The sequence below is a fragment of the Magnetococcales bacterium genome (genome assembly GCA_015228935.1).
Taxonomy (GTDB): Bacteria; Pseudomonadota; Magnetococcia; order Magnetococcales; family DC0425bin3; genus HA3dbin3.
In genome coordinates this window covers 12,771-30,812 of record JADGCO010000050.1, presented here as the reverse complement: position 1 = coordinate 30,812, position 18,042 = coordinate 12,771, and the positions used below count along the sequence as shown (strand labels likewise).

The following is an 18,042-nucleotide window of genomic DNA, read 5'->3' as shown; positions in this document are numbered from 1 at the left end:
TTCGCCCCAAACCCCACTGGGGCTTCGCCCCAAACCCCACTGGGGCTTCGCCCCAAACCCCACTGGGGCTTCGCCCCAGACCCCACTGGGGGATGAATCCCCCAGACCCCCTCTTTTTTTTCAGTTTGTTTTTTTTCTTTTTTGAACAACCTCCAGCGGCAGGATGCCCCATGAAAACGATTGCCCAGCGGATTGCAGAAACGGTCGGCGTCGCCGAATCCCAGGTCACAGCAGCCATTGAACTGCTGGATGCAGGCAGCACGGTACCGTTCATTGCCCGTTATCGCAAAGAAGTCACCGCCGGCCTGACCGATACCCACCTGCGGCAGATTCAGGAACGATTGGAATACCTGCGCGACATGGACCAGCGACGGGAAGCCATTCTGAAAAGCCTGCTGGAAATGGACAAGCTGACCCCCGAGCTGAAACAGGCCATTCTGGCTGCCGATACCCAAACCCGCATGGAAGACCTCTATCTTCCCTTTCGCCCCAAACGCCGCACCAAGGCCGGCGTGGCCCGGGAGGCCGGTCTGGAACCCCTGGCCATGCAGCTCCTGCACCATCCGGAAACCGATCCGGAAACCGCTGCGATCCCCTATGTCAACCCCGAATTGGGGGTCGCCGATCCGGCAGCGGCACTCGATGGGGCACAACATATTCTGATCGACCACCTGGGAGAAGATCCCGATCTGGTCGGGCGCTTGCGGGAAACCGTCTGGAACGAGGGAGAGCTGGTCTCCCGGGTCGCCAAGGGAAAAGAGACCGAAGGGGCCAAATTTTCTGACTATTTTGCCTACTCGGAACGCTTGACGACCATTCCGCCACATCGCATCCTGGCAGTCCTGCGGGGCGTGGCAGAAGGCATGTTGCGTCTGAGCCTCGAACTGGAACAGGATGCCCAACGAACCGGTGCAACCTATGGTCATTGTGAAGAAATTGTGGCCCGCCATTTCCGGATCCAGCAACAAAAACGACCCGCCGATGCCTGGCTGGCGGAAACCGTGCGCCAAAGCTGGCGCAAAAAGCTCCGCCCCCATATCGATACCAGCCTTGTGCAACGCCTGACCGACATGGCCCACGCCGAAGCCATTCAGGTATTTGCCCGCAATCTGCGCGATTTGTTGCTGGCCGCCCCGGCGGGCAGTGTCCCGGTTCTGGGTCTGGATCCCGGCCTGCGTACCGGCGTCAAGGTGGCCGTGGTGGATGGCACCGGCAAGGTGGTGGCTACCACGACCATTCATCCCCATCCACCCCACAATCGCTGGCAGGAGTCCCTGAAACAATTGGCAGAATTATCCCGACGGCATCAGGTGCGATTGATTGGGACCGGCAATGGCACCGCATCACGGGAAACAACCCGTTTGGTGACGGAGTTGCAAAAATCCCATCCGGAACTGGCCCTGACCGGCGTGGTGGTCAGCGAGGCCGGGGCCTCGGTCTATTCCGCCTCGGAGTACGCCTCCCAGGAGTTGCCGGAGTTGGACGTGACCCTGCGGGGAGCGGTCTCCATCGCCCGCCGTTTGCAGGATCCCCTGGCCGAACTTGTCAAGATCGATCCCAAAGCCATTGGTGTGGGTCAGTATCAACACGATGTGGATCCCCGCCAACTGGCAACCTCCCTGAATGGTGTGGTGGAAGATGCCGTCAATGCGGTCGGCGTGGATGTGAATACTGCGTCGATTCCCCTGCTGGAACGGGTCTCGGGCCTGAACCGGACCCTGGCCCGCAACATTGTCACCCGGCGCAACGCCGCCGGACCATTTCGCAACCGCATGGAATTGCAGGAAGTTCCCCGCTTCGGACCCAAGGCGTTCGAGCAGGCCGCCGGATTTTTGCGCATCCACAATGGCGATACCCCCCTGGACAACTCCGCCGTCCACCCCGAATCCTACCCGGTCGTGGCACAAATCCTGAAAAAAACCGGCCTGGCCCTGCCCCAGTTGATTGGTAACCATCAGGTGTTGCAAACCCTCGATCCCAAGATATTTGTGCATGGTCGTTTTGGTGAACCGACGGTGCGCGATATTCTGGGCGAACTGGAAAAACCGGGCCGTGACCCCCGCCCGGAGTTTCGTACCGCCACATTTCGTGAGGGCGTGGAGAGTCTGACCGATCTGCAACCCGGCATGCTTTTGGAAGGGACGGTCACCAATGTGACCAATTTTGGTGCCTTCGTCGATGTCGGCGTGCATCAGGATGGTCTGGTCCACATATCCGCCATGGCCCGCAGCTTTGTCAAAGATCCGCATGCCATCGTCAAAGCCGGGGATGTGATCAAGGTGCGTGTTCAGGAGGTGGACATACCACGCCGCCGCATCGCCCTCAGCATGATTCTCGACGATAAAACACCGCAACCCACCAGAACTTCCCCTGCAAGTACCTCCCCGGGCACCACCCTGCCCCGCAGACCGGAAGGCAAATCTCCCCCCCCCCGCAAACCGGAAGTCAAACAAGAAGAAAAAGGTCAGGGTGCCCTGGCCATGGCCTTGGCCCAGGCCCAAGCCATGGCGCAAGCCAAAAAACAAAAACGATGACTTGCGCATTCCTTCAGTAAAATCCCGGATCTGCCCCAACAAAACCAAGGCATGCCAAGGAATCATCAATGAACATGTCGGGCCGTGAAACATTCCACGATACCCATGGATCAGTTGCGACCACATGGGAAAAATTCGGCAAGACAATTGATTTTTCAACCATGAGCCTGCCGCAACCGATCCCACTCGCGCTGATAGTCGGCAAGATGAGGCCGGTTGGCCGTCTCTTTTTCCAGGAGGGTTCGCACGAGGGCCTGTTCGGCTTCATAACGGGCCGCATCGAGGTGGCCGGAAAAAAACAGGGCACGCAACCACAATAAATAGGTCGTCAGGGCATCGAATTCATTGTAGGCCACGATGCGCTCCAGTTGCCCGTTCAACCACAACTCCGGCACCTGCTCGCCGGAGATTTCCATTTTGCCGGGAATGCCGCACAAGGTGGCGATTTCATGCAGGGAGGGGCTGCCATGTCCCCAACCCGGGGTGACGACATCTTTCAAGTCCACATTCCAGTCGCTCCCCTTGGCCAGATAATCGACCCCTTCCCAGGGTTTGTTGGGACGGTGACAAAACTCTTTGGCCTGGACACCCAGGATCATGCCGCGTTGCACCAGGATGCGCAGATCGGCGGCCAGGGAGTTGTACCCCACCAGCATGGGCTTGTTTTTGCCCAGGGAGTGCAAAAATTTTTCCACAATTTCGCGTTCCCTGGTCTCCTTGCCCGCTCCGGCTGGCTCCTGGGGCAGGGAGTGCAACCACAATCCCACATTGCCCCGCTGTTCCTTGCGGATCACCATGGCAATGGAAACCACCCGACACAGGACTGTTTTCAGGTAAGGGGTCGGATCTTCCGGGGTGGCCCCTCCCTGTTTCCACATCTCCTGCATCACTTCCCGATCCGTGGCACTCTCCGCCACACCATACAGCAGACGCCCGGCATGCGGATCGGGAACCCATTCAGCATCGAACGCCCACACCGGATCGTTGATTTTCTTGAACATACCTGTTTCCTTTTCTCCCTGTAATCACCCAGCCTCCCCATTCTAAACGTTTGAAAAACTGGGATGGGGGTCCAGGGGGAAGGGCTGCGCCCTTCCCCCTGGCGGGGTTTGGGGCGAAGCCCCAACAAAGTCTTTTATATCAAACCCTTTTTTTGCAAGGGTTCTGAATAGACACCTCTTCCATTTTTTTTATTTGAACAAACGTTCATTCCACCCTTTTGGCTCTGGGACCACACCGGCTGCCGGTGGTAAACCCGCTGCCGGTCGGCTCTCGTCAAACGGATTGAGGGTCTGCAACAGGGTCTTCTTTTCCGGCGGAGGCAACAACTCTTCCATGGGATATTGGAACAGGAACATGACCTGCCGGGCCGCCAACTGCATCATCAATTCCAGGGATTGTCCGGCTTCGGGAGGGGATTCCCGGGCCAGGTCCATGGCCGTGGCCACGGCCACCCCGGATTCGAGCGGATTGGAGATGAGCTTGCCGGTCAGCAGGAGCGCCCCCCCCATGGTCAAACCATTTTCCCGGGAGGCTTTCTTGATTTTGGGATGCGACTCCACCCGCACCCGCATGGTGCGAATCAATTTCCCTTTTTTACCCTCGATCAAATGGACATCCCAATCCACCACGCCCGGGGTGGCGGCACTGGAATTGCGCAGGGTGCGCGGGGCGATCCACAACACCACCGGCCAATCTTTCTGTTGAATCTGCTGCAAGACCTGATCCAGATAGAGGGCCGAATCCCACTCCAGGATCAAGCGTTCCGCCAGGTTTCCCGGCAGCAACTGTTCGAACACCCGGCGGGTTTGCTGGGTCAGGATCTCCTTTTCCCCGGCGCGATCCTGGGCCAGAGCCATGAGATGGACTTCCGGAAAGGGAGCCACCCCGCTGCCGGCTTCCCCGGTGGCTTCCCAGCAGACCCGCACCCCTTCCAGGGGATCCTCGCACCCCTTGCGATGCACGGATGCCGCGCTCTGCAATCCCGTCAGCAACAACACACTCCCCAAGATGAATCCCAGCCGCTTGTGCATGGTCATGATTCCATTCCTTCAGCCCAACAAGGCATCGATCCGATCAAACAGATAACGTCCAAACGGCATGGCACAGGTAAATCCTGGCGACACCGCGTTCAAGACATGAAACGACTGTCGATCCCCTTCATAGCGAAAATCGGTTTCCAGACGGCGATGGAACAGATCGACAAGCTGCGCCCGCACGCCTGGTGGTCCCCAGCGTCGATAGTGCCGATCTTCGACACCCGTGGCCAGGGCACCGGCCTGGCGGACCATTTCCCGGCGGCGATATTTCTGCATCTCCCGCCAGGCAAGATTGCGAAAGCCAAAATCATTGCGCAAAAACAACCCAATCTCCCGCTGGATGATTTCCAGGAACTCGTCCCGGCGAAACCCGGACAACCCGGCATAGTGTTCCCGCCAGAAGGCCGGGACAGCCGTGGGACCAACCTTGGCCCGTCCATCCACCGTCAGGGTGTAGTGGACTCCCAGAAAGGGATTGGCCAGGTCCGGAACCGGATAAATATGGGTCCGAAAGGCCCCAACCGGTTCATCACTGTACAGATACAGTCCCTTGAACGGCAGAATGGCGGTCTGCAAACCAAACTCGCACCCGTGGGCAATCCGATCGGCATAGAGACCGGCGGCATTGATCAAATATCCGGCCCCGATGTCACCCCGTGTGGTCTGCGCGACACCATCTCTCCACTTGAGCAACGCAGTATCCGTTCGGATTTCGACGCCCAGGGCAACGGCATCTTCGGCCAATGCCCGCATCACCTCTTTGGGATCCACCGAGGCCGTGGTGGGCGAATAGATGGCCTTGTCGAGCGTTCGTACCCGTGGCTCCAGAACCTGTGCCCGTTTGGCAGACCAGCTTTCCAGTTCGACGCCATTGGCTGCCCCGCGCCGCAGCAGCTCGGCCATGACCGGCAAATCCGCCTCTTGCCGGGCCACCACCAATTTGCCGCACGGGTTGATGCGCAGGCCCCGTTCCTGACAATAACGGGTCATCAGGTCATTGCCTTCCCGACAAAAGCGGGCTTTCAGCGAATCGGCCGTATAGTAGAAACCGGCATGCAGGACACCGCTGTTGCGGCCACTGGCATGGAGGCCACAGTCACGCTCCTTCTCCAGCACCACCACCCGGCGTTCCGGATGGCGTCGTTTGGCTTCCAGGGCCATGTTCAAGCCGATGACCCCGCCTCCGACGATCAGATAATCCGGTTTTTCACCCATGCCAAAATCCATCTGTCGATTTTTCGACCTTGTTATCGGTGGGATACATGTGGCAAAACCATTCTACCGCAGGGACCGTGCCAGAATTCAACTCAATCGGCGTTTGGATATATGCATAATACATACCAAATATTTGATTATAAAAAGTTGTCTGCCATCCTTCCAGCCCTCTGGATTGCCCTGGTCGTTGCTGCCTGTAGCGGAGGTGGAGACGGCAACGGTGGAGGCAGCACCGGATCCGCAGCAAGCAGTACGGCCAGTGGCAGCACGACCAGCGGCAGCACGACCAGTGCGGCACCTGCGGCTGCGGGAACGGCTTCCGGGACCACGCTGTCGGTCACCACTCTGGGCGATCAAAGCACGTATCGGTTCATTTCTCAGGGTGGGTTTCTGGTCAGCGAGGAGACCACCTTTTCCATGCCGGCGGATGTGGTCTCCTTCGTCATACACCTGACTGGCACGGATGTAGGATCGCGACTGACCTTCAACTCCATGACCAATCCGCAGGGAACCCCGGTCGATGTAACACTCAGTGGCTGTCCACCCGGGGAGACCTACTGCAACGTGATGCTTCCCTACAAACCCCAATTGGCGGCCACTTCCGGAACCTGGCGTTATCGTCTACAGAGCCGGAGCAGCAACCTGACCAGCTTCACGGTGAAATCATCTGTCCGTTCCGGTACGCCGCCGGCTGCGACCAAATGGACCGTTCAGCCTTACATGACCGGTACCCAATACAATCCCACGGTCGTTGAAGCGGCCATGTCCCGCTTCGTCACCGTGGCGGCCAAAAATTCCATCAACGTCAGTGTCAACTCCGTTGCCCGTATTTCCGGCAGTCAGTATGCCACGGTGAGTGCGGATTTCACCAACTCCACCACCAAGGCCATGGTGAGCAATGGTGCATCCAATGTCGTCAATCTTTTCTTTGTGGAAGATTTGCGGGGCACCGGCGGCAGCACCCTGGGCATGGCGGCGGGTATTCCCGGTTCACTGGGTATTGCCGGCAGCCACAATGGCGTCCTCATCAACATCAGTGCCCATGAGATCGGGGGACAGGTCAACACGTCCATCATGGGCGATACGGCCATCCATGAGGCCGGACATTTTCTGGGGCTTTATCACACCACGGAATCCGATGGTCTGACCCATGATCCTTTGGCCGATACCCCGGAATGCACGGTGACCCAGGATACGAACAACGACGGATCCCTGACGCCCAACGAATGCCGCAATTTCGATGGAGCCAACCTGATGTTCTGGCTTGCTTCCACCACCATCGACCAGACCGTCCTGACCGCCGATCAGAAAGCCATCCTGCGTGCCACGCCGCTGGCGCAGTAGGCGAATATACCGTTCAATCCGCCAGGGTCCGGATCATGTTGCGACGGTTTTTCTTGGTGGGACGCCCGCCTGGAATCGGTTGCAGGGAACTGGACATGCGGCGTTGTTCGGTCCGGGCCTCGCGTGCCTGGCGGCTTTCCGGCAGTTCCTCGTAAAGCCGGACCGCCTCCGGAGCCGGGCGGCGTTGGATCGCAAGCTGCCGCACTTCAACAACAAATTCATCCGCTCCCTTGTGAATGGTGAGCATGTCGCCCACCTTGATCTCGTGCCCGGCCTTGGTGCGGGCATCGTTCAGATGGACCAGACCCCCGGTTACCGCTTCGGCGGCCAGAGTCCTGGTCTTGAAAAAACGTGCCGCCCACAACCATTTGTCGATGCGGACCCGGATATCGGTTGGCTTGTTCATGGGGTGATTTTCCTGACCACTTCCAAAAGTTGTCGGGCAGGGAGATGCTCCGGCTGCATGTGCAGAAGATTTTCCAGGTGACCGATGGCTGCCTGCCGCTCTCCCAGCTTGGCAAGGGCATAGGCCATTTCAAAAAGAATATCAGGATCGCGGGGCTGGAGGGTCATGGCCTGCTGCAGAATGGCTGCGGCCTGGGTGTGATCCTTCAGGCGATTGAGGGTTTTTCCCAGATGATAGAGCGCCAACAGGTGGTTGGGTTGCAAACGTCCGGCTCTCTGCAAAAAAGGCAGGGCAGCGGATGGATCCTCCTCCAGTGCCATTCCCAGATGCATGTTCAAGGCAAAGGAGTCGGGCTGGAGAGCCTGGGCGCGCCGAAAATAGTCGATTGCCTTCCGGATTTGACCTTTGCGGGCCAGATTGACACCGACCTGATCCATGAGTTGTTCGGGGTTGGGGTGCAGGGGAAAAGCCTGTTCAAAATGGTGCAGGGCCTCTGCCGTGCGGTCCAGTTGCAGCAGGGCCACGCCGGCCAACATGTGGTTTTTATGGTGAGGTGGCGTCTCGGATATGATTTTTTGCAGCAGATCCAAGGCTTCTGCATATCGCTGCACATGGATCAGGGCGTTGGCAACGGCTCTCTGACTGACCAGATCATGGGGTGAACGTTGCAGGGATTGTTGCAACCGATCCAGGGCTTTTTCCCAGTCATTTTGATTCGCATACGCCAAGCCCTGAATGCGCAGATTGATGTAATTGGGGCCGGAAATGGCCAGACTGTGAGTGGTCAGGGTTGCGGTGTTGCGCCAGTGTCCGGCCTGGAGCCAGGTGAGGTGGATAAGAAGAGCCATAAATAAAAGGATAAAAACCAATAAGATCACTTTAAATAACCATGTTTTGGAAAACAAATGAAAAACTGGGATGGAGGTCCAGGAGGAAGGGCTGTGCCCTTCCTCCTGGCGGGGTTTGGGGCGGAGCCCCAATAAAATCTTTATTCCCAATTTTTTTTCCTGTTGCCAAAACAGCCGCCGCATCTCCCAGGTGATGGCCACGCCCAGTCCCAGGTGGGGCATGTAGGTAAAACGATCGGCCCGGACCAGGGCACCTCCCTGCAAAAGACCAATGACGGGCAACAGGGTGCCCAGAAACCACAACCAGCCAAACAGGAGATGGGGTGCCTGACGGCGATGACGCACGGCGTAAAAAGTGATCAAACCCAGGAGCATGCCGGACAACAGCAAATGCCCGCCCTGCCAACGGGTCAGCGGATGCAGGTAAAAAAAATCCAGGTCGGTCGGCCAGAAGGTCTGGCGCAGATAGACCCCGTAGGAGATGACCGCATTGGCCAGACGATCCGGGAACGGAAACAGGTTCGTGGAGGGCAGCGTGCCCAGGTCGTGGGCGATCGCCACGGTGATGCCAGCCAGCAGGCCGGCCAGCAGAAAGAAAGGAATTTTTTCCAGGAGCATGCGCCGCCATTCGCCAGGAAACCGCTGCAAAGGCCAATAATCCCACAACAGGAGCATGATCGGCAGGGTGACGGCCATGGGTTTGGCCATGCCAGCCAACAGAAACAAACAGAGGCTGGGAAAAAGACGGTACCATTCGCGTCGATTGCGGGCCTCCTGATAGGAGTACAAGGCCAACAGAACAAAAAAGGCAAAAAGAACATCCTTGCGTTCACTGATCCAGACCACAGACTCCACCCGCAAGGGATGCACGGCAAACAGAATGGCCGTCAAGGCGCTGGTCCATATGCTGCCCGTGGCCCGTTGCAACAACAAGAAAATCAACAAGGCATTGCAGGCATGGAAAAACAGATTGCACAAATGGATGGCACCCGGGTTGACGCCGAACAGGGTTACATCCAACATGAGAGAGAGACGGGTCAGTGGCAGCCAGCCATAATGCGTGGAGGTCAAGGCCCAACGTACCCCCGACCAGGTGATCCCCTCCCGCACGAAAGGATTTTCATAAACGTAGGAAGGATCATCCATGGCAATGAAATCAAAGGCACGAGCCTGAAAAAACGGTATGATGGCCGTCAAAAGCACCAGAAAAGCAGCCAGATAAAGGAAACGGGAACGGTCGGCCTGATTGGCTGAAAAGCAAGGCAGGGCTGGGGACATGCGGATCCGGGAATCGGGGTTGGGACAGCCTGGGGATGAAGGGGAGTTTAATGCCCTGCCTGTGCCGAGGCCAGTAATCGTGATCAAAAGCAGTTGAAGATTGATTAATTTTTTTTATAAATTTATAAATCTAATTATTTTATTGGTATGGAACAATTTTTAAAGCTAAACTGTAGTAGACCTTTTATATGGATTGATTGGTTATGGTGTAAACAAGGGGGGGGGTGCAATGGGAATCATATCTGGTTTCAATAATTTAAAAGTCTGGATCAAAATCGGGGTCAGCTTTGGTCTGGTGGGTCTGCTCGTTTTGGGAATCATTGCCCAGTATCAGACAGCCCTTTCCAAGGCACAAAGCAACTACGAGCAAATGTTGGCCCAGGCGGAAGTCATCAAATCCAATGCAACCCAGACAGGCAACGCCATGCTCCAGGCACGGCGGAGCGAAAAGGACTTTTTGTTGAGTCTGGATCCAAAATACGTCGAAAAGGTTAAAGACGCCGTTGTGGTCATCGACAAAATGGCGGAACAGGTAAGCAGAATTGGCAAAGAGATGAACAACCAGATGCTTGCCGATGATGCAGGCAAGATTCGGACAACGGCAGGGGAATATCAGACCGCTTTTTTGGAAGTATTCAAGAGTCATGAAAGAATGGGCTTGACACCGGAGACAGGATTTCAGGGAGCATTCCGCAAGTCTGCCCATGAATTGGAAAAAACACTGAACAATTTCGATATTGCAAAGATGATGATCTGGTTGCTGGAAATGCGGCGGAATGAAAAAGATTTTGTTGTGCGCAAGGACGATCAATATTTTACGAAACTTCAAAAGAATGCCAAACTGTTTCAGGAGGATCTGGCGGGATCACTTCTGGATGCCCAATTGAAATCGAAATTGCAGGAAGCCATGCAAAAGTATATCCAGGCCGTGCAGCTTTATCGGGACGAAACCCTGGCCGAAAAACCCAACACCGACTCTTACAAGGCCATGAGCGGCACGGCGCGTGACGCCGAGAAAATCATGCGGAATTACTATGTGACGGATATCTGGCGTGACTATTTGTTCATGCGTCGCCACGAAAAAGATTTTCTGATGCGGGGGGACAAAAAATATGTGGAGGGCGTGGCCAAACTCCTGACGACGATCCGCCATAACATCAAGGAGTCCGAGATTGCGGAAGAGGGCAAAAAGGGCCTTGAAGCCATGCTGGAAAATTATCACCGGGCCTTCCTGGCTCTGGTCCAGGAAAAAGAAAACGTCATCAAAATAGTAGCCCAAATGCGGGAAGCCGTCCATAAGATCGAGCCGATTGTGGAAGATCTGCAAAAGGATGGCACGGACCTGATGGCCAAGAGTGTCACGGAAACCAGTCAAATGGTGACGGAGAGTTCCCGAAAAGCCTTGTCCGTCAGTGGAGTTGCCCTCTTGTTTGGCATTCTGTTTGCCACCGGCATTACGCGGGCCATTGCCAATCCGGTACGCCGGCTGGAGGCCTTTGCCTCGCGTATGGGAAATGGCGATCTGACCACACCCTGCACGTTCGTCAGTCGGGATGAGATTGGCATGATGGCGCGTTCCTTCAACGTGGCTCTGGATAAATTGACGCAATCTTTCATGGAAATCGCGGTTACCGCCAAACGGGTGGCGTCGGGAAGTCACGAAATTTCCGCAGCAGCGAATGAGGTGGCCCATGGTGCCACCGAGCAGGCAGCCTCCGTGGAGGAGACCTCTGCGGCCATGGAACAGATGACAGCCAACATTTCCAACAACACCGAAAATGCCCAGACCACGCAAAAAATATCCCGGCAGGCGGCCAAGGGGGCGGAAGAGAGTGGTCAGGCCGTCAACGAGGCCGTGGCAGCCATGAAGGAAATTGCCGGCAAAATTGGAATCATCGAGGAAATTGCCCGGCAAACCAATTTGTTGGCCTTGAATGCCGCCATCGAGGCCGCCCGGGCGGGTGAACATGGCAAAGGCTTTGCCGTGGTCGCCGCCGAGGTGCGCAAGCTGGCCGAACGCAGCCAGGCCGCCGCCGGGGAAATCACCACACTCTCGTCGTCCACCGTGGCCATGGCAGAAAAAGCCGGGTCCGTTCTCGCCAAACTGGTGCCGGATATCCAAAAAACCGCCGATCTGGTGCAGGAAATCGCCACCGCCAGCGCCGAACAAAACCAGGGCACCGGTCAGATCAACCAAGCCCTGCAACAACTCGATCAAGTCATCCAGAAAAATGCCGGTACAGCCGAGGAAATGTCCGCCACGGCAGATGAACTTTCCAACTCTTCTGAAACCCTGATGGAAGCCCTGGCCGCCTTTAAATTGCCTAATCTGGACATGCAGGTCAATCATGCCTCTGCCGCACGGGAAAAGTCGGCAAAACCGACGACCTCCGCCAAACCTGTCTTCACGAACAAAGCCTCCAATAATCTAAAAAATCCCAAACCGAAGGAGGTCCGGCAGATTGCACACCAAAAGACCGCTTCCACTCCGGGTGACGATTTTGAATCCTTCTGAAATGGTGACTATTCAGCCCCCCTCTTTTAGTAAACGTTTGAAAAACTGGGAAGGAGGTCCAGGAGGAAGGGCTGTGCCCTTCCTCTTGGCGGGGTTTGGGGCGGAGCCCCAACAAAGTCTTCCATGTCAAATCCTTTTAATGAAGGGGTAAAGATGCACATGGCCGAGCTGCTGGAAGAGAACATGCCATAGCCCATTATAATCCTGGATTAGGAAACTTTTCATGAAACACGTCACGCAGGTCCTGCTTGGTTTTTGTTCATTTTTCCTGATGAGCCAAAATCTTTTGGCGGCAGATATGGTCGAGGTTGGTGGTGTAACAAAGAAATCTTCTGGAATGCTGATATCTGCGATTTCTGGTGATGTTGCATGTTACCTGGAGATGAAAGATTCTACCGGAAAAACATTTACGGAAATGGCTGTTTTTGAAATTTGTGACCGTTTCGAGTCCGACAAAAACTCAATCGGTAAAGTTGTCAAGCTGACATACAGAGTCGAAAAAGTGCTGGCAGATGCGTGCAATGGCAACCCGGAATGCAACAAATCAAAACTGGTTCCTTTGGTTGTGTCTGTCATGCTTGAATAAATATACAAAAAAGCAGACGATGCCACCAAACAGATACACCACTAAAAGTCATTCATTCCGGATCCTGACGGGGTTTTGATTATTAATGTTATAAGAAAATCCATTCTTCGTAATATTTTTTTCCGGGAAACATTTCGTTCCATATGTGATTTACCGTTGAAACAGGCAGGTTTAATGAGGTATTTCTCGGGAGTGGACGGCCTGGGACAATGGTTGCCGTTTCTGGTTTGCCATACCGGCCATGAACCAACAGGTGTGATGCAGATGGACAGGATGATGTCCCGGCAGGAGCCAACATGGGTGGGAAGGTCAAGAAACTACTGATTTTTTTCCTTGTATCAGGTGTCATGGTCGGAGGTGTGGCCCTGTGGGCCGACAGGGCGATCTCTCCAGGCCAGATCAAAAGCCGGATTTCCGCCTGGGTAGAAAAGAATACCGGTCGGCAGTTGATGATACAGGGCGATATTGCCCTGACTTTTTATCCCTGGATCGGATTCAAGGTTGCGAACGCCACCCTGGCCAACGATCCGTTGTTTGGACCGGAACCGATGGTCGAAATGGAAGAAATTGTCGTCAAGGTCAAACTTCTGCCGTTGTTGCAACGCCACCTGGAAGTGGACAGGATTGCCATTCAGGGGGTGTATTTCAATCTGGCCCGCGACCGGGCCGGACGCGGCAACTGGTCAGGCATGCAGGAGATTTTTACCAGCAACATGCCTGTAGCACCCGGGACGACCACGACCACGACCACGACCACCGGTTTGCCCCCACAGAACGGAGCAACCTTGCTGGCCCTCTCATCCCTGACCATCAATGGCATCAAAATCAGCAGTGGTGCCATGCGTTTTCAGGATGAGGCCACCGGCAACAGCCTGGCCCTGGAAGAGTTCAACCTGGAAAGTGGCCCACTCCGTGCCGGACAACCCGTGAACGGCTACCTGGATACGTCGTGGAGTCTGGCACATCCAGAGTTGGCTGGCTCGCTCGGGATCACCGGCCAGGTTTTCTGGAATGACACCCGGAAAACCCTCGAAATCAAAAATTCCCGTCTCAACCTGATGGTTTCCGGCAACGATCTGCCCACAGTGGAAACCATTCAGGCCACCCTGCACACCGAAATACTGGCCGACCTGAAACAAAAAACCATCCAGACCGACAAGACCGATCTGTACGTGGATGCCCAGGGAGGCGAGGCCCCGGCTGCCGGGGCCAATCTGAAACTATCGGGCGATCTGAACGTGAATTGGGTGGCAGAAACTCTGCACATGACCGGTCTGCGCATGACGCTTCTGGACCATCTGCAAATCCAGGGAACCCTGGAAGGTCAAAAAATATTGCATGCGCCGTCCTTCACATCGGTTTTGACCCTGGTGGAGTTTTCCCCCCAGACGCTGCTGAAACGGCTGGACCGTACCACGCTGGCTTTCCGGGATGCCAAAGTGATGCAGGTTGCAGAGTTGAAAACAACGCTGCAACTGGGTCTGGATCATCTGGCCTTGTCGGAAATCAAGGGACGCCTGGATGCAACCCATCTGACCGGCACCCTGCGGATTGACCATTTTCAAAAACCGGCGGTACGTTTTGATCTGCAATTGGATCAAATGGATGCAGACAGATATCAAGCAGGGCACTCCCCAATGTCCGCCACTCAAGCGGTGCCTGCATCCGCCACTCGGAATGCGTCTGTCGCATCCGCTGCCGTACCCGACCCAACCACCCGGATGCAAGGCAAAATCGATCTTGAGCATGATGAAGATATCATGGATGATCCTGGCGATGATCTCGATCCGGACGAAGAACAATACGAGACCATGCCCGGAAATGGCTTGGTGCAAACAGATACCCCTGGTCCCACCCTGCTGGACAGGATGATCCGAGGGGATTGGCAGGGAAAAGTGCAGGCTGAACAGTTCAAGATACGCAGTGTCACCGTCACCAAAGCGGATTTGACCGTGCGTACCGGACAGGGTCTGGTCAAGGTCGAACCGTTGCGGGGCAATCTCTACGGTGGCAGCCTCGAAACCAACCTGCAATTCGACATGCAGGGTCAGGAACCTCTGTTGCAAGTCAACAGGGCACAGTGGAAAGGCATCGATCTGACCCAGTTGCCACGGGACGGCGACATGCCGCACCCCATCAGTGGTCGGGTCGATGGTCAAACCCGGTTCGAGACCCGGCTTGGTGCAGCAGACACCTGGCGCAAAACCCTGAATGGAACCCTGCAACTGGCGGTTCACGACGGCGCTTTGGAAGGTGTCGATCTGGAACATCGCATTCTGACCACCTATGCCACATTGAAAAGTCGTCCGGTGACCGCCTTGCAGGCCGACCGGGGCAAAACCCCTTTTTCAGAACTGACCGCCACCGCAACAATTCGCCAGGGCGTGGTGGACAACCCGGATTTGAAAGCCGTTTCCGGACTGCTCACCATGCAGGGTGCCGGTCAGTTTGACCTGGTGCGGCAACAGATGGATTATGGCATCAAGGCACAGTTCCTGCCGGCATTGGAAGGCATTGACCATACCGTCACGGACTTGCGAGGTCTGGATGTTCCGGTGCGCTTTACCGGAGCCTGGCGACAGCCAACAATTCAGGTGGAATTGGCCAAATTGCTGGAGTCGGCCATGCGCACCAAGGCCGTGGAAAAAATCGGCAACAAACTCGAAGAAAAGCTTCGGGACCCGAAGGTACAGGAAAAACTGAACAAGCTTGAAAAAAAGTTCGGTTCTTCCCTGAACAAGCTGTTGCCATTTTGACCGTACAGAAAATTTTCCGGAGCCGTGCTTTGTGCAGAAAAACAAGGGTTCCGGATTTGGCACAGACCAATGGACAGGGGTGGTGATTTTTCAGTGCAGCAGGGTTCCTGGGGAAGGCATGGCCAATGTTTCAGGATCAACTCCCCTCACGGATGCAAAGTTCCTGGGGTTCGGCACGACCGTCCCGAATCAGAAAGCCGCCCAGCTCGATGCGGCCCCGGGTTTCCAGGGAAACGATCAAATACAAGGCATGAGGATATGCATGTTCGGCAATGTCCGTCGGAGAGGGGTCGAGAGGTCCGGTAGGGTGGCTGTGATAGATGGCCACGACCTCAAGGCCGGCGGTGCGCAGTTCCCGAAAAAGGCGTACCTCTTTTTCCGGATCGGCCCAAAAATGGTACGGGTCGCGGCACAAGTTGGGCAGAGGGTGCCACCCGGTTACCTGGCAATTGTTTCCGGACAGGACGCCGACACACTCCAAGGGGGCTGTGCGTTGGGCATGGCCCAGGATATGATTGACAACGGTCCGTGGTATGGTCCACATTTCGGCCTCTCTGGTTTGACACGAAAGAAATCGTTCCCATGAAGGTGTATTTGCAGCGGTTGAATCCGGCAACAAGCCTGATCACATTCTACTCCATCCAGATTCAACCGGATCTGCTGGGACGTTGGCATGTGATTCGGGAATGGGGACGCGCAGGATCTCCCGGTACCTTGCGCAAAAAACCCTTTGACGAAATGCAGGAGGCACTGGCCTCCATGCAGGAATTACGTGACCGTTTGATCAACGAAGGGTATCGAGTGGTCATGCAGGAGGGGGTCAAAGCCTCCCTGGCCCCTTTCATCCATAAGGAGAACAAACCTGATGAGTCTGATTCATGAAATTGTGGAAACGGGTCCTCTGCTTGTCAACTGCCAAATATTGGGATCTCGTGACAGCGGCACGGCCATATTGATCGATCCGGGTGGCGATGCCAACAAACTCCTGGCCAGATTGAAAGCCTTGCAACTGAAACTGACCCATATCGTCAATACCCACGCCCATTTCGACCACATCGGCGGCGTGGCCGCCCTGCAGGAAGCCACCGGCTGCGAATTCTGGATCCATGCGGAAGAACGCGAACTGGTGGAACAGGCCCCCTCCCATGCCGCTTTCTGGGGCATGCCATTTGGCCAGGTTCCCCGCATTGACCGGACCATCGGCGATGGCGACAAACTGGAATTCCCCGGCCTGACCCTGGAGGTCATTCATACACCGGGGCACTCCCCAGGCGGGGTTTGTTTGCGGTGGTCCAATGGCATGGCCGTTGGCGATACCCTCTTTGCCGGCTCTATCGGCCGTACCGATTTTCCCGGTGGCAACCATAATCAACTGATCCGCTCCATCCAGACAAGGCTCCTGGTACTTCCCGATAATCTTGCCTGTTATCCAGGGCATGGCCCCCATACCACCATCAACCGGGAACGACGACACAATCCCTTCCTGAACCCATGACAAGAGAAAATTTCTTCCCTGAACCTTGCCGGGGTGTTACTCTCCGTCCCGCCTGGGGGGGCTGTCCCTTTCCGACAAAATGTTCAGGAAAAGCCGAGCGGTTTGACAAAATGCTTCCTGGCAGTGGTTGTTCACAACCTGCTGATAATGTTGCTTGGCCGGTTTTTCCAAGTGGTACAAATGGAAAATACGCCCACGCAGGTAGGCCAGCCACGAATCCCTGGGTGGGTCCCAATTGCCGGAAGACGGGTCCGTTTTGAACAAACGCAGGGTACCAAAATTGAAAAGCATGGGTACCATGGTTTTCATGACAAAGCCGTTTGCATAAAACGACGGAGGAAAGGAAGAGTGACTTTGCAAAATGGTCTGGGATGCTCCAAGGGAGGACTTGCGATGCACTCTTTCATCCGTCGTGACCAGAGGTTCCATAAAAAAATCGATATATACTGACACTTGTGTATTGTTGATTTTCAGGAGGGTGTGGGGAGACTCCTTTTGAATCGGATCCCATAAAGCAAACAGACTTATCTGTGGATGAAATTGATTGAGCAACAAGCCATGGAGATGATTGTAGCCATCACACAATGAGCTTCCTGCAACAAGACGTTGGAATGTCCAAAGAGGCGTTTCATACGTTCCATTGAAATGGAGTATTTTGTTTTGAAGGTTATTTTTGATTGTCAAAGCCTGTTCTTCCATGGATTTATTTTCCATGTCGCCCATGCTGTTCAACTCGCGAGTCACCCAGTCGCCCGCCAATTTTTGAGAAAGGATGAAAGCTATTATTTGGTCTGAAATTTTTTTATTTTCTCTCCATACATTAAAATGTGAACGAAAAAGGTCTGGATATGTTTGAACAAACCATAGCGCTATATTTATTGGTGTTTCGGTCTTTGCAATTAATGTAGCTATAGATAAAATTAAAATAGATTTTATTAACAAAATTCGATAGATTGTTATCTTCATGGTGGATCCTCCTATTGTAGTCAGTAACTGAATGGCAAACAATAAAATTCGATTTATTGT

14 protein-coding genes are annotated in these 18,042 nt (G+C 55.0%); 7 read left to right on the top strand and 7 right to left on the bottom strand.

The genetic code is table 11. The features are described from left to right. Window positions 1-170: 170 nt before the first annotated feature. Window positions 171-2,534, top strand: coding sequence for an RNA-binding transcriptional accessory protein (locus HQL65_12610; protein ID MBF0137074.1), 2,364 nt, complete (start codon window positions 171-173; stop codon window positions 2,532-2,534). 155 nt (window positions 2,535-2,689) lie between these two features. On the opposite strand, the gene HQL65_12605 is transcribed toward HQL65_12610, so the two are convergent. From HQL65_12605 to HQL65_12595, 3 genes are all read right to left on the bottom strand, one after another. Then, a complete protein-coding gene (locus HQL65_12605) occupies window positions 2,690-3,535 on the bottom strand; it encodes a 3'-5' exonuclease (protein MBF0137073.1) in 846 nt (281 codons plus the stop codon). A gap of 189 nt (window positions 3,536-3,724) precedes the next feature. Continuing rightward, on the bottom strand, window positions 3,725-4,573 hold the full coding sequence (locus HQL65_12600; protein MBF0137072.1) for a hypothetical protein: 849 nt from the start codon (window positions 4,571-4,573) through the stop codon (window positions 3,725-3,727). 12 nt (window positions 4,574-4,585) lie between these two features. After that, complete coding sequence (locus HQL65_12595) at window positions 4,586-5,788, bottom strand: FAD-dependent oxidoreductase (GenBank protein ID MBF0137071.1); 1,203 nt, start codon at window positions 5,786-5,788, stop codon at window positions 4,586-4,588. Between the two features lie 111 nt (window positions 5,789-5,899). Here HQL65_12595 and HQL65_12590 point away from each other — a divergent pair, with 111 nt between their 5' ends. Continuing rightward, complete coding sequence (locus HQL65_12590; protein MBF0137070.1) at window positions 5,900-7,132, top strand: hypothetical protein; 1,233 nt, start codon at window positions 5,900-5,902, stop codon at window positions 7,130-7,132. 13 nt (window positions 7,133-7,145) lie between these two features. Here HQL65_12590 and HQL65_12585 read toward each other — a convergent pair whose 3' ends face one another. Then, window positions 7,146-7,538 (bottom strand): RNA-binding protein, encoded by a 393-nt coding sequence (locus HQL65_12585; protein MBF0137069.1) that lies wholly within the window; start codon window positions 7,536-7,538, stop codon window positions 7,146-7,148. Next, window positions 7,535-9,664: a tetratricopeptide repeat protein gene (locus HQL65_12580; protein ID MBF0137068.1), complete on the bottom strand. Its 2,130-nt coding sequence runs from the start codon at window positions 9,662-9,664 to the stop codon at window positions 7,535-7,537. The genes HQL65_12585 and HQL65_12580 overlap by 4 nt, the downstream gene beginning before the upstream one ends. A gap of 520 nt (window positions 9,665-10,184) precedes the next feature. Here HQL65_12580 and HQL65_12575 point away from each other — a divergent pair. The 3 genes from HQL65_12575 to HQL65_12565 all read left to right on the top strand — a co-directional run bounded on the left by HQL65_12575 (window position 10,185) and on the right by HQL65_12565 (window position 15,521). Further along, a complete protein-coding gene (locus HQL65_12575; GenBank protein MBF0137067.1) occupies window positions 10,185-12,179 on the top strand; it encodes a methyl-accepting chemotaxis protein in 1,995 nt (664 codons plus the stop codon). Between the two features lie 223 nt (window positions 12,180-12,402). Then, window positions 12,403-12,765 carry a hypothetical protein gene (locus HQL65_12570; GenBank protein MBF0137066.1) on the top strand — a complete coding sequence of 121 codons (363 nt, stop codon included), beginning with the start codon at window positions 12,403-12,405 and terminating at the stop codon, window positions 12,763-12,765. A 296-nt stretch (window positions 12,766-13,061) separates the two neighbouring features. Further along, window positions 13,062-15,521 (top strand): AsmA family protein, encoded by a 2,460-nt coding sequence (locus HQL65_12565; protein MBF0137065.1) that lies wholly within the window; start codon window positions 13,062-13,064, stop codon window positions 15,519-15,521. A gap of 136 nt (window positions 15,522-15,657) precedes the next feature. Here HQL65_12565 and HQL65_12560 read toward each other — a convergent pair whose 3' ends face one another. Then, window positions 15,658-16,065 carry a M67 family metallopeptidase gene (locus tag HQL65_12560; protein MBF0137064.1) on the bottom strand — a complete coding sequence of 136 codons (408 nt, stop codon included), beginning with the start codon at window positions 16,063-16,065 and terminating at the stop codon, window positions 15,658-15,660. 38 nt (window positions 16,066-16,103) lie between these two features. Between HQL65_12560 and HQL65_12555 the strand changes: the two genes are divergently transcribed. Then, window positions 16,104-16,403, top strand: a complete 300-nt coding sequence (locus HQL65_12555; protein ID MBF0137063.1) for a WGR domain-containing protein — start codon at window positions 16,104-16,106, stop codon at window positions 16,401-16,403. Beyond that, the gene (locus HQL65_12550) at window positions 16,387-17,016 is read left to right on the top strand and encodes an MBL fold metallo-hydrolase (GenBank protein MBF0137062.1); all 630 of its coding nucleotides are present in this window, start codon (window positions 16,387-16,389) and stop codon (window positions 17,014-17,016) included. The genes HQL65_12555 and HQL65_12550 overlap by 17 nt, the downstream gene beginning before the upstream one ends. A gap of 36 nt (window positions 17,017-17,052) precedes the next feature. On the opposite strand, the gene HQL65_12545 is transcribed toward HQL65_12550, so the two are convergent. Continuing rightward, window positions 17,053-17,982, bottom strand: a complete 930-nt coding sequence (locus tag HQL65_12545; protein MBF0137061.1) for a hypothetical protein — start codon at window positions 17,980-17,982, stop codon at window positions 17,053-17,055. Between the last annotated feature and the right edge of the window lie 60 nt (window positions 17,983-18,042).